Origin of the sequence: Massilia aurea, from assembly GCF_040790145.1 — a bacterium.
GTDB lineage: Bacteria > Pseudomonadota > Gammaproteobacteria > Burkholderiales > Burkholderiaceae_D > Telluria > Telluria aurea_C.
Genome location: NZ_JBFMMP010000001.1, coordinates 473,553 through 486,159, shown reverse-complemented (window position 1 = coordinate 486,159; position 12,607 = coordinate 473,553). Strand labels below are relative to the sequence as shown.

The following is a 12,607-nucleotide window of genomic DNA, read 5'->3' as shown; positions in this document are numbered from 1 at the left end:
TCACACCCCCAGCTGTTGACGCTGACGGCGCAGGTGCTCCGGCATGTCTTTATAAACGTCTTCGAACATCGTCGCGGCGCTCGGTGCGCGCTCGTCGCCCAGGATGCCGAAACTCTCTGCTTCTTTTTGCGCCGCCAGGATCTCGGCTTCGAGTTCCGTGTGCGTGGCCTCGTGCTCGGCGTCCGACCACCAGCCCAGATTGGTCAGGTACTGGCGCAGGCGGGCGATCGGGTCGCCCAGCGGGAAGCGGGCGTAGTCGTCGGCCGGGCGATAACGCGCCGGATCGTCCGACGTCGAGTGCGGGCCGGCGCGGTAGGTGACCCATTCGATCAGCGTCGGGCCCAGGTTGCTGCGCGCGCGTTCGGCGGCCCAGCGCGAGGCGGCCAGCACGGCGAGAAAATCATTGCCGTCGACGCGCAGCGAGGCGATGCCGCTGCCGATGCCCCGCGTGGCGAACGTCACGCTTTCGCCGCCGGCAATCGCCTGGAAGCTCGAGATCGCCCACTGGTTGTTCACCACGTTGAGGATGACCGGGGCGCGGTACACATGGGCAAAGGTGAGGGCGGTGGAGAAATCGGATTCGGCAGTGGCGCCGTCGCCGATCCAGGCCGAGGCGATCTTGGTGTCGCCCTTGATGGCCGAGGCCATGGCCCAGCCGACCGCTTGCGGGTACTGGGTGGCGAGGTTGCCGGAAATCGTGAAGAAGCCGGCATTGCGCACCGAGTACATCACCGGCAACTGGCGGCCCTTGAGCGGATCGCGCTCGTTCGACAGCAACTGGCAGATCATGTCGACCAGCGGCACTTCGCGCGCCATCAGCAGGCTTTGCTGGCGGTAGGTCGGGAAATTCATGTCGCCATCTTGCAGCGCGAGCGCCTGGGCGGTACCGATCGCTTCTTCGCCGAGGCTGATCATGTAGAAGGACATTTTCTTCTGGCGCTGGGCAATGACCATGCGCGCATCGAAGATGCGGGTCTTCATCATCGTGCGCAGGCCAAAGCGCAGCAGGTCGCGGTCTGGCGCCTCGGCCCAGGGGCCAACGGCGTTGCCGTGCTCGTCGAGCACGCGGATGAGTTGCTGGGCCATGTCGCTCGTCTCGAGCGGGGCCACATCGATGGGCGGGCGCCGGACAGCGCCGGCAGGTGTCAACTGGAGATACGTAAAATCGGTCTTGCAGCCCGGGCGGCCGGTAGGCTCCGGTACGTGCAGCGACAGAGGATTGCTCTGGCTCATATGTGCTTTCCCTTGTGAGGTGGTGTGCAGCACGAAGATCATAGCGTGCTGATTGACGTTTACGTCAACTGCGCGCAACTATTTTCATATTGCTCTGCACCATACGAGGGCGTCGTGCGCGCACGAAGAAGCCCGATTGCGCGGTGTCGTACGGCGCACGCGAAGTCGCTGCGGCAGCGGTGCTGCGCAACATTTTATTTTGAATAGGAAACGCGCCGAGGTGCGAGAATCAGCGTTCTCGACTGACTAATGGAGGTGGCATGCCGACCTGTGACGACATCATCCTGTTGGCGCGCTATAACGCGACGATGAATCGCAACGTCTACGACGCCGCAGCAACGCTGCCGCACGAGGCAATCGTGGCCGAGCGTGGCGCGTTTTTCGGTTCGGTACTGGGAACGCTGAATCATCTGGTGGCCGGCGACACGATCTGGCTGATGCGCTTTGCCGGCCATGCCAGGGCGCTGCGGGCGCTCGATCTACTACGGGGCGTGCCGGTTCCGAGCGATCTGCGCCAGTCGTACGGGGACAGTTTGCCAATTCTGCGGGCGCAGCGCGAGCGCCTTGACCGGACGATCACGGCGCTGGCGGACGAACTGACGCCGCACGACCTGGAGCACGTTCTCGTGTACCGCAACACGCGCGGCATGGCGTTTCGCAAGCCCTTCGGCAGCCTGCTGCTACACCTGTTCAATCACCAGACCCACCATCGCGGCCAGGCCAGCACGCTGTTGACGCAGGCGGGCGTCGATATCGGCGTGACCGACCTCTTGATGCTTATCGGGGACCTGGGGCCGGCGTGATCCTGGCGCGCCTTTCGCGCAGCCAGAAGCCAAGCCCCAGCAACGCCAGCCAGATCGGGATCAGGATCACCGAGATGCGCAGCCCCGGTGTGAGCGCCATGATCACCAGGAGGATCGCCACGAACGCCAGGCAGATGTAGTTGGAAATCGGGAACCACGGGCTGCGAAACAGCGGCGTTGCGCCGGCGCTGTCGTTGTGCCGCCGGAAGCGCAGATGACTCCACGAAATCATCGCCCAGTTGATCACGAGCGCGGCCACGGCCAGGCTCATGACCAGGCCGAGCGCGTCGCGCGGCAGGAAATAATTGATCAGGACTGCCGAGCCGGTGGCCACGGCCGACACGGCCAGCGCGTTGAGCGGCACGCCGCGCGCATTGGTGCGCATCAGGGCGCGTGGCGCATTGCCTTGTTCGGCCAGGCCGAACAGCATGCGGCTGTTCGCATACACGCAGCCGTTGTAGACCGACAGCGCGGCGGTCAGCACGACCAGGTTCAGCACGTTGGCGACCCAGCCGTTGTCGAGTGCGGCGAAGATCAGCACGAACGGGCTGCCGCCAGTGACGACCTTCTGCCACGGGAACAGCATCAGCAGCACGGCCAGGGCGCCGATGTAGAAGATCAGGATGCGGTACACCGCATTATTGGTGGCGCTCGGGATGGTGCGTGCCGGGTCGTCCGCTTCGGCAGCGGTGATGCCGATCAGTTCCAGGCCGCCGAACGAGAACATGATCACCGCCATGGCCATGGCCAGGCCGCCGACGCCATTGGGGAAGAAGCCGCCGTGGCGCCACAGGTTCGATACGCCCGCCTCAGGCCCGGCGCCGCCGCCGATCAGCAGGTACAGGCCAAACACGATCATGCCGACGACGGCCACCACCTTGACCACGGCGAACCAGAATTCCAGCTCGCCGAACACTTTCACGTTCAGCAAGCTGAGCAGATTGACGAGCACGAAAAAGCCCAGCGCCGAGACCCAGGTCGGCAGTTCGGGGAACCAGTACTGCATGTAGATGCCAAGCGCTGTCAGTTCGGCCAGGCTGACGAGGATGTACATCACCCAGTAGTTCCAGCCCGAGATGAAGCCGGCCCGGCGGCCGCAGTACTTGTCGGCGAAGTGGGCGAACGAGCCGGCGACCGGCTCGGCGACGATCATCTCGCCCAACTGGCGCAGGATCAGGAACGCGACCGCGCCGGCAATGGCATAGCCGAGCAGCACCGAGGGGCCGGCCATCTGGATGGTGGAAGCGATGCCGAGGAACAGGCCGGTGCCGATGGCGCCGCCGAGCGCGATCAGCTGGATGTGGCGATTCTTCAGCCCGCGCTTGAGTTGGTGCTGCCCGTCGTTCATCGTCGGTCTCTTGATCTTGCTATAAAGACAGGGATTTTACTGCATTGGCCGAGCGCGGCAAACCGGCGACACATATTCGTTTGGCAAGCTATGCTGGGGGTGATGGCAATTCGCCGACACTCACTGGAGACAAGCATGCGCAAGATGATCATGATGGCCCTGGCTGGCCTGCTGTGGAAACAGTTTCAAACCAAGGTGATGAAGCGGCCTGTAGCGCCGAAGAAGACCTGGCGCTATTGAGACGGTACGAACCACTGTCACTCTTGAGGTGGCGGTTCGATGGGCGCGGCTTCGGTCGCGCTTTTTTCATGGGCGCACCAGTCACACGCTGTGCGCCATGCCCAGATTGCGATTGGCCGGCACGGCAACATCCATCAAGCCCGGACGCGGCAAATCCAGGGCCGCCATCAGGGCGATGAAGTCAGATCGTTCGCGGCCGGCCAGGCGGGCGTTGCGCGCGCGTTCCCAGCCGATGGACGATACCGATTGGCCCTTGTAGTCATGCCCGGGCCAGAGCCGCGTCGCCGGGTCGAGCGTAAACAGCTTGCGCGTGACGCTGTCGTACAGTTCACCAGCGCTGCCGCCCTGGAAATCGGTGCGCCCGCAGCCGTCGATCAGGAGCGTGTCGCCGCTGAACAGGTTGCCGCGCCACAGATAGCACATGCTGCCGGCCGTGTGCCCCGGCGTGTGGATGACCGCGATTTCTTCGCCGTCGGCGAACCCGATCCGGTCGCCGTCCTGCAGCTGGATCTCGGCCGGCGCGATGCCGCAGCCGCTCGGGGCGCAGGCCCTGGCGCCCGTGTGTGCGCGCAAGCGGCCGGCCGACGTGACGTGGTCGGCGTGGGCATGCGTTTCAAACACGTGGGTCAGGCGCAGGCCAAGGCGCTCGAGGTGCGCCAGATCGCGCGCGAAATGGCGGTCGACCGGGTCGATGATCGCCGCGTCGCCGGCGCCGGGGGCGGCCAGGATGTAGGTAAAGGTGGACGACTCGGCGTCGAACAGCTGGATCGGGTTCAAATGCATGGTGGTGTCCTCGGTAGCGCCGATGTTGTACCACATTCGCGTGTCCGGTGACAGGCTGCGGCCTGTGACCGATTCATCACTGGCCGCCTGATTTACCACCCTCATCGACCTATCATCGTCCACTACAGCGCCGTGCCGCGATCGATGCTGCGCCGGCGCTCGCAGCACCGGGCGATCGGCTAGTCGTCTTGCGGCGCCGGTTCGGGCCGTACGATCTTCTCGATCAGGAGCTTGTCGATCCGGTTGCCGTCCATGTCGACCACCTCGATGCGATAGTCGTTCCAGTCGAATGACTCGGATGCTTTGGGGATGTACCCGAACTGGTACAGCACGAAACCGGCCAGCGTGTGGTACGCGCCAAGTTCTTCGTTCGGGAAGCGCTCGGTCGTGTTGAAGACGTCGCGGAAACGCTCGAGATCGACGCCGCCATCGAGCAGCCAGCTGCCGTCCTGGCGCTGGACGGCGTCGGGATCGCTCTCTTCGCCGTTGACGGTGACGTCGCCCACGAGCGCGCTCATCACGTCCGACAGCGTGACCATGCCCTGGATGTCGCCGTACTCGTCGACGATCAGCGCCAGTTCGGCGCGGTTTTTCTTGAACAGCTCGAGCAGCACCATCGCACCGACGGTCTCCGGCACGAACAGCATGTCCTGTACGGCGTGCTCGATATTGACTGCCTCGAGCGAGCCGTGACGCACCGATTGGGCCAGCAGGTCGCGCACTTTGACGAAGCCGAGGATCTGGGCGCGATCGCCGCGGTACACCGGGAATCGGCTATAGGTGTGGCACGTGATGAGTTCGAGCGTGTCGCGGCGGTCGGCGTCCAGGTCGATCATGATCAGGTCGACGCGCGGCGTCATCAGCGCTTTCAGGTGCCGGTCATCCAGGCGCAACGCGCGCGAGACGATGTCGTACTCGGTCTTCTCGAACAGGCCGGCGTCGGTGCCTTCCTTGAACATGCCGGTGATGTCTTCCTCGGTCGGCGCTTCTTCTTTTGCGTCGTGGATGCCGAACAGGCGCACGATCGCTTCGGTGGTCAGGGACAGTACCTTCACGAACGGCGACATGATGGTCGAGAGCAGCGACAGCGGCGGGGCGATCAGCGTCGCCATCGCTTCCGGGTGGCGCATCGCGATGCGTTTCGGCACCAGTTCGCCCAGCACGATCGAGACGAAGGTGATGGCCAGCACGACGATGAACAGGGCGATTTCGTAAGCGTAGGGTGCGAGGAAGCCCACGACTTCGATCTGCGGCTGCAGGCGCTTGACGAGCGAGGCTTCACCGAAGGCGCCGGTAAAGATGCCGATCAGCGTGATGCCGACCTGGACTGTCGAGAGAAAGTGGCTCGGGTTGTCGGCAAGGTTGATGGCGCTGCGCGCGCCGCGGCTGCCTTCTTGCGCGCGCCGTTCGAGGCGCATGCGTTTTGCGGAGACGAGAGCGAGTTCGCTCATCGCGAACACCCCGTTCAGGAGGATCAGAACGAGGATGATCAATATATCTGACATGACGAGCAGTAGGCCTATGGCCGGGCATTCCGGGCCGTGGCCGGGTACGCCACCATGGCATACGGGGGGATCATGGCATAAATGACAAAAACGTGGGGGACGACAACGGTGCGCCAAGGAAATACGGGGCAGTCCAGGGCTGCCCTTCAGTGCGCCAAGATCTACGGCGTCGCCCGGAACCGCTTGGCAATCCCCGCCCAGCACTGCTGATAATCGGGCTGCAACTGCGGCGACGCCAGCGCCTGCGCCGTTGGCACCAGCACATTCCTCGTCTCGAACATGAACGCCATCGTGTCGCTCACCTTGTGCGCCCGCGTCGTGTCTGCATTGCTGGCCTTCTCGAATGTCGCCGCATCCGGCCCATGCCCGCTCATGCAGTTGTGCACGCTCGCGCCGCCCGGCACGAACCCGTCCGCCTTGGCATCGTACGCCCCATGAATCAGCCCCATGAATTCGCTGGCCACGTTGCGGTGGAACCAGGGCGGGCGGAATGTGTCCTCGGCCACCAGCCAGCGCGGCGGGAAAATCACGAAGTCGAGCGTATCGACGCCCGGCGTATCCGACGGCGCCTGCAGCACGAGGAAGATCGATGGATCCGGATGGTCGTAACTGATCGAGCCGATCGCATTGAAGTGACGCAGGTCGTATTTATATGGCGCATAGTTGCCGTGCCACGCCACCACGTCGAGCGGCGAGTGCCCGATTGGCGCCCGCCATAGCCGCCCGCCAAACTTGGTCACCAGTTCGAAATCGCCCTCGACATCCTCGTACTGCGCCACCGGCGTAAGGAAGTCGCGCGGATTGGCCAGCCCGTTCGAGCCGATCGGTCCCATATCGGGCAGTTGCAGCAGGGCGCCGAAGTTCTCGCAGATGTAGCCACGCGCCTCGCCATCCGGCAGCGCCACCTGGAACCGCACGCCGCGCGGGATCACGGCAATTTCCTGCGGCGCGATGTCGAGCACGCCGAGCTCGGTGGCGATGCGCAAGCGGCCCAGCTGCGGCACGATCAGCAATTCGCCATCGGCGTCATAGAAGTAACGGCCGGCCATCGAACGGTTGGCCGCATACAAGTGCACGGCGCAGCCCGTCATCGCCTCGGCCGAGCCATTGCCCGCCATGGTCACCCAGCCGTCGATGAAATCGGTCGGCGCGTCCGGCATCGGCAGCGGATTCCAGCGCAACTGGTTCGGCGGCGCCGGATTATCGAAGCGGCCCACCATGCGCGGTGCATCGAGCGGCACGAAGCTGCCATGCACCGCCGCCGGCCGGATGCGGTACAGCCACGTGCGCCGGTTGTGGCTGCGCGGGGCGGTGAACGCCGTGCCGGATAACTGCTCGGCGTACAGGCCATAGGCCACCTGCTGCGGTGAATTGCGGTGCTGCGGCAGCGCGCCGGGCAGGGCCTCGGTGGCGAATTCGTTGCCGAAACCGGACTGGTAACCGGTCGGATGGGCCATGCTGGTCTCCCGCGAAGAATGAAAACAGGTTTGCATGGCGCCACTCTAGAATACTCGGCACAGTTTTACGAGATGAATAGAAAAATGTAGACTATTGATTTGCTGAATACTGCTGTTCGGCACGGTCCTCCCGCGTAGACAATGCGCCACCAACTGTAAAGCACCATGATCGAACCGCACGCCATTGACCTGAACCTGCTGTCGGTCTTCCAGGAAGTGTACCGGGAGCGCCAGATTTCCAGCGCCGCCCGCCGCCTTGGCCTGAGCCAGTCGGCGGTGAGCAATGCGCTGGCGCGGCTGCGGCGCGCGTTTGGCGACGAGCTGTTCGTTCGCACGGCCAGCGGCATGCAGCCGACACCGCTGGCGGTGCAGATGGCCGAACCGATCGGCGCGGCGATGGCGCAGGTGGCGCTGGCGCTGAACCAGCGCAGTCGCTTCGAGCCGGCCACCAGCACCCGGCGGTTCTGGCTGGCGATGACCGATGTGGGCGAGGTGTACTTCATGCCGACCCTGATCGAGCGCTGCCGGCAGCTGGCGCCGCATGTCGAACTCAGTTCGCTGCGCGTGGGTGCGTCGAAGCTGAAAGAAGAGATGGAAGGCGGGCGGGTCGACCTGGCGGTGGGCCCGTTCGAGGATGTGTCCGATGCGCTGTACCAGCGGCACCTGTTTCGCCAGCCGTTCGTGACGATGTTCCGCAAGGGCCATCCACTGGGCAAGGGCGCGCTGACGCTGGCGCGCTTCGCCGCCGCCGAGCACTTGCTGGTCGATGCCGCCGACAGCCCGTACGATCGGGTCAATGCCGTCCTGGCGCGGGCCGGGATTGCGTCGACAACGCGCTTTCGGGTGCCGCATTTTACGGCGGTGCCGTATATCGTCAGCTCGAGCGAGCTGGTGGTGACGGTGCCGCAGAAACTGGCGGAACGGGCCGGCCCGCCGTTCGCGCTCGAGTGGGCCGCGCCGCCGCTCGACCTGCCGCCGCTGCAAACGAATATTTTTTGGCACCGCCGCTTCAATCAGGATCCCGGCAACGTGTGGTTGCGCGGTTTGCTGGCCGACGTGTTCGCGGAATGATCGTCAACGCATCACCGTAATAAAAGGAAGAGACAATGGCAGACCTGTTTGACAATCCCATGGGCCTGATGGGCTTCGAGTTCGTCGAGTTCGCATCGCCAACGCCGGGCGTGCTCGAACCCGTGTTCGAGGCGCTGGGCTTTACCAAGGTGGCCGTGCACCGCTCGAAGGATGTGTCGCTGTATCGCCAGGGCGGCATCAACTTCATCATCAACAACGAGCCGAAAAGCTACGCGGCGTACTTCGCCGCCGAACACGGCCCGTCGGCGTGCGGCATGGCGTTTCGCGTGCGCGATGCGCACAAGGCCTATGCCCGCGCGCTCGAGCTCGGCGCCCAGGCGGTCGAGATCCCGACGGGCCCGATGGAGCTGCGCCTGCCGGCAATCAAGGGCATCGGCGGCGCGCCGCTGTACCTGATCGACCGCTTCGACGAAGGCGAGACGATCGGCAAATCGATCTATGACATCGACTTCAAATTCATCGATGGCGTGCCGCGCAACCCTGAAGGCCACGGCCTCAAGATCATCGACCACCTCACCCACAATGTGTATCGCGGCCGGATGTCGTACTGGGCGGGCTTCTACGAGAAGCTCTTCAACTTCCGCGAAATCCGCTACTTCGACATCAAGGGCGAGTACACGGGCCTGACCTCGAAAGCGATGACGGCGCCCGATGGCATGATCCGCATCCCGCTGAACGAAGAAGGCAAGGCCGGTGGCGGGCAGATCGAGGAATTTCTGATGCAGTTCAACGGCGAGGGCATCCAGCACATCGCGCTCTTGAGCGAAGACCTGTTCGCCACGGTCGACCGCCTGCGGGCGGCCGGGGTGCCGCTGATGACGGCGCCGCCCGAGACCTATTACGAGATGCTCGAAGAGCGCATCCCGGGCCACGGCGAAGACGCCGGGCAGCTCAAAATGCGCGGCCTGCTGCTCGATGGCGCGGTCACGGACGGCAAGCCGCGCCTGCTGGTGCAGATTTTCGGCGTGGCGCAGCTGGGCCCGGTGTTCTTCGAATTTATCCAGCGCAAGGGCGACGATGGCTTCGGCGAAGGCAATTTCAAGGCGCTGTTCGAGTCGATCGAGCGCGACCAGGTCAAGCGCGGCGCGATTGCGGGTGCAACTGCGGGCGCAACTGCCAGTTAATCTCGAATTTGCTATCCTGCATGTTTTCGGCGGCCCCCGTGGCCGCCTTTGTTCGCAAGGAGAAAGCATGCTGGCGGCATTCGCGGTCCTGTTGTTGTTCCAATGCCTCGGGGAGGGCGTCGTGTTTCTGCTGCGCCTGCCGCTGCCGGGCCCCGTGGCCGGCATGCTGTTTCTGGTCGCCGCGCTGATCGTCTTCCCCAGGCTGCAATTGCTGGTCGAGCAAGCCGCCAATGCGCTGCTGGCGCATCTGTCGCTGCTGTTCGTGCCGGCCGGCGTGGGCATCGTCGTCGCGGCCGCCAGCGGCAGCGGTCACTGGCTGGCCATTGTCGCGTCGGTGATCGTCAGCACGCTGCTGGCGCTGGCCGTCACCGGCCTGCTGCTGCGCGGCCTGAAAGGTGGATCCACGAAAGACGGCGATGCTTGAGCTCGCCGAGCTGCGCCAGTTCTGGGTCTACTTGGCTGCCTCGCCCTTGCTTGGCCTGACCATGACGCTGTGCGCCTACCTGGCCGCGCAGCGCATCGGCGTTTGGTGCAAGGGCGCGCCGCTGGCCAATCCAGTGGCCATTGCGATCGCCATCGTCGTCGCCATCCTGAGCGTTTCCGGCATGTCGTACGAGCGCTATTTTGCCGGCGCCCAGTTCGTGCATTTTCTCCTCGGCCCGGCGACGGTGGCGCTGGCCGTGCCGCTGGTGCGCCAGTTGCCACGCCTGCGCCGGCACTGGCTGCCTCTGAGCGCTGCGTTGCTGGCCGGGTGCGCGACGGCGATCGTGTCTGTCGTCGTGGTGGCCCGGCTGCTAGGCGCTACCCCCGAGCTGCTGGCGACGCTGGCGCCCAAGTCGGTGACGTCGCCAATTGCAATGGCGGTGGCCGAGCGGCTGGGCGGCATCCCGGCATTGACGGCGGCGCTGGTGATCGGTACCGGCATCTTCGGCGCAATGTTTTCCACTTTCCTGTTTCATCTGCTGCGGGTGCGCTCGGATGCTGCGCGCGGGTTTGCGATGGGCCTGGCCGCGCACGGGATCGGTACGGCGCGCGCATTCCAGCTCAGCGCCGAGATGGGCGCCTTTGCCGGATTGGCCATGGGCCTGAATGGCGCGCTGACGGCGCTGCTGGCGCCATGGCTGGTGCCGCTCGTGATCGGCTGGATGGGATAGATCCCTATGCTGCGCCGCGCGATCGTCAAGCCGATTACATTGGCGACTTCGACGTTTGATGGAGCGCCTCGTGACCCGGAATACAACGATCAGCCTTGCTATCCAGGGTGGGGGCAGCTATGGCGCCTACGGCTGGGGCGTACTCGACCGGCTGTTGCGAGAGCCGGGCCTGGACATCGATGCACTGAGCGGATCGAGCGCCGGTGCAATCAGCGCCGTCGTCGTCGCAGGAGCTGGCCGGCGCGATGGCTGGGCCGACGCGCGAAGGGCCGTTGACACGCAATCCCTTGCGCCATTTTCTGGCTGCGACGATTGACTTCGAGCGGGTGCGTGCCTGCGACGAGCTGGAATTATTTGTCGCTGCGACCAATGTGCGCACCGGCACCGGCAAGCTGTTCAGGCGCCATGAAATGGATGTCCAGCGCCTGCTGGCATCGGCCTGCCTGCCGACCGTGTTTGCTGCAGTCGAGGTCGATGGCGAGATGTACTGGGACGGCAGTTATGTTGCCAATCCGCCACTGGCGCCACTGATGGCACACGGCGACGGGTCGGACATCGTCATTATCCAGAACAATCCTATCGCCCGCAGCGATATACCACGCACGGTGGCCGACATTGCCAACCGCGCCAATGAAATCGCGTTCAATATCAGCTTTGTGCGCGAAGTCGGCGCGCTGCAGTACCTGGGCGGTGCGACGGACGAAGCGCGGGGTGCGGGCGCGACGCCTGCGACCAAGTTCCTCCATCTAATCAGCGGCAACGAGCATCTGGCCGAGCACGGCATTTCCGCGAAGTTCAGCGCCGAGCTGCCCTTCTTGCAAACACTTCACGACCTTGGGGTGGCCTCGGCCGATGCGTGGCTCAGGGAGCAGGGCGCCCACATCGGGATCAAGTCGACACTTGACCCGATGCCTGTTTTTTATGCCGATCTGTAGATCGTAAAAACACTGTTATCATTCTTGACAACGGCGCCGAATGTGGCTGTGGCGCCAGTCAAACCGGCATCACGCGCTGGCTGGTTTGGCCTTCCAGGTTTTTTTCGGCGTCAGTGCGACTGCCGCGATCAGTGCCCCGGCCACGCCGACGGCGAGCGCAGCCGTGCTGCCGGAGAAGCCCACGAGATGCTCCTTGGCCAGCTTGCCAGCCTTGGGGCCGACCAGCGGGAGGCGGCGACGGTTCATTGCAGCGCCCAGCTCGGACAGGCGCGCCTTGCCCAGCAGCTTCTCAGCGTCCGGCAACAGCCGCGTTTCTTCATCCGCAACGTGGTGCATCACGTCGCGCATCAATTCCATCACCAGATCGTCGTGGCGTGGGTCGGCCCCGCCTGTGCGGCGCAATTGCGCGATCAGCCGGCGCATTTCATCGTGCTCGGGTTCGGCTTTGTGAATGAAAGGCTCATTGGCGTCCTCACGCCGCATCACCGGATAGAAAAATTCTTCCTCCAGCGTCGCATGGATTTCCAGCGCATCGCAGATCGTCTCTGCCAGTGCTTTCTTGACGGTCGGACTCTTGTCAGGGGAATACTGGTGGAAGGTCACCATGACATGGGAATGATCGAATCGGATCATGTCGGTGATGGTTGGGCTCAGCTGCTTGAGATTGAACATGGTCATAACCCCGGGTGTGGTTGTTTAAATAATATGGTGTTCCACACGCCGGTCAAATCATGTAGGTGCGTGTGCCGACATGTTGTCAGCCAGTTTCCAGACGAAGCGCGAGCAGGCGATCTGCGCTTGCCTAGAAAAAATGTTGAACTGGAATAAGGTCATGTCACATTTGTCCTACATGCAGTCGAGATCACAACTGACGAGAAACCATTAGTTGTCATGCGATTATGTGTGCCTGGGCTGCCGTACCCGGCGCTGGCC

Annotated in this window: 13 protein-coding genes; 7 read left to right on the top strand and 6 right to left on the bottom strand. The window is 64.0% G+C overall.

The features are described from left to right. Window positions 1–1,233, bottom strand: coding sequence for a 3-methyl-2-oxobutanoate dehydrogenase (2-methylpropanoyl-transferring) subunit alpha (locus AB2N08_RS02085; RefSeq protein WP_367608943.1), 1,233 nt, complete (start codon window positions 1,231–1,233; stop codon window positions 1–3). Window positions 1,234–1,493: 260 nt separating this feature from the next. Between AB2N08_RS02085 and AB2N08_RS02080 the strand changes: the two genes are divergently transcribed. Next, window positions 1,494–2,036 carry a DinB family protein gene (locus tag AB2N08_RS02080; RefSeq protein ID WP_367608942.1) on the top strand — a complete coding sequence of 181 codons (543 nt, stop codon included), beginning with the start codon at window positions 1,494–1,496 and terminating at the stop codon, window positions 2,034–2,036. Here the strand turns inward: AB2N08_RS02080 and AB2N08_RS02075 are convergent. The 4 genes from AB2N08_RS02075 to hmgA form a co-directional block, all read right to left on the bottom strand. Further along, window positions 2,011–3,384 (bottom strand): amino acid permease, encoded by a 1,374-nt coding sequence (locus AB2N08_RS02075; protein ID WP_367608941.1) that lies wholly within the window; start codon window positions 3,382–3,384, stop codon window positions 2,011–2,013. The genes AB2N08_RS02080 and AB2N08_RS02075 overlap by 26 nt on opposite strands. 321 nt (window positions 3,385–3,705) lie before the next feature. Continuing rightward, window positions 3,706–4,407 (bottom strand): MBL fold metallo-hydrolase, encoded by a 702-nt coding sequence (locus AB2N08_RS02070; protein WP_367609432.1) that lies wholly within the window; start codon window positions 4,405–4,407, stop codon window positions 3,706–3,708. 179 nt (window positions 4,408–4,586) lie between these two features. Continuing rightward, window positions 4,587–5,912 (bottom strand): hemolysin family protein, encoded by a 1,326-nt coding sequence (locus AB2N08_RS02065; RefSeq protein ID WP_367608940.1) that lies wholly within the window; start codon window positions 5,910–5,912, stop codon window positions 4,587–4,589. Between the two features lie 161 nt (window positions 5,913–6,073). After that, window positions 6,074–7,369 (bottom strand): homogentisate 1,2-dioxygenase, encoded by a 1,296-nt coding sequence (gene hmgA, locus AB2N08_RS02060; RefSeq protein WP_367608939.1) that lies wholly within the window; start codon window positions 7,367–7,369, stop codon window positions 6,074–6,076. 165 nt (window positions 7,370–7,534) lie between these two features. Here hmgA and AB2N08_RS02055 point away from each other — a divergent pair, with 165 nt between their 5' ends. From AB2N08_RS02055 to AB2N08_RS02030, 6 genes are all read left to right on the top strand, one after another. After that, complete coding sequence (locus AB2N08_RS02055; protein ID WP_367608938.1) at window positions 7,535–8,440, top strand: LysR family transcriptional regulator; 906 nt, start codon at window positions 7,535–7,537, stop codon at window positions 8,438–8,440. Between the two features lie 35 nt (window positions 8,441–8,475). Continuing rightward, window positions 8,476–9,585, top strand: coding sequence for a 4-hydroxyphenylpyruvate dioxygenase (gene hppD, locus AB2N08_RS02050; protein WP_367608937.1), 1,110 nt, complete (start codon window positions 8,476–8,478; stop codon window positions 9,583–9,585). Window positions 9,586–9,652: 67 nt separating this feature from the next. After that, a complete protein-coding gene (locus AB2N08_RS02045; RefSeq protein WP_367608936.1) occupies window positions 9,653–10,009 on the top strand; it encodes a CidA/LrgA family protein in 357 nt (118 codons plus the stop codon). Beyond that, window positions 10,002–10,739: an LrgB family protein gene (locus AB2N08_RS02040; protein ID WP_367608935.1), complete on the top strand. Its 738-nt coding sequence runs from the start codon at window positions 10,002–10,004 to the stop codon at window positions 10,737–10,739. The genes AB2N08_RS02045 and AB2N08_RS02040 overlap by 8 nt, the downstream gene beginning before the upstream one ends. Window positions 10,740–10,809: 70 nt before the next feature. Further along, on the top strand, window positions 10,810–11,055 hold the full coding sequence (locus tag AB2N08_RS02035; RefSeq protein ID WP_367608934.1) for a patatin-like phospholipase family protein: 246 nt from the start codon (window positions 10,810–10,812) through the stop codon (window positions 11,053–11,055). Then, window positions 11,027–11,674: a patatin-like phospholipase family protein gene (locus AB2N08_RS02030; protein ID WP_367608933.1), complete on the top strand. Its 648-nt coding sequence runs from the start codon at window positions 11,027–11,029 to the stop codon at window positions 11,672–11,674. Before AB2N08_RS02035 ends, AB2N08_RS02030 begins: the two co-directional genes overlap by 29 nt. A 69-nt stretch (window positions 11,675–11,743) precedes the next feature. Here AB2N08_RS02030 and AB2N08_RS02025 read toward each other — a convergent pair whose 3' ends face one another. Then, a complete protein-coding gene (locus AB2N08_RS02025) occupies window positions 11,744–12,346 on the bottom strand; it encodes a hemerythrin domain-containing protein (protein WP_367608932.1) in 603 nt (200 codons plus the stop codon). Window positions 12,347–12,607: the final 261 nt, after the last annotated feature.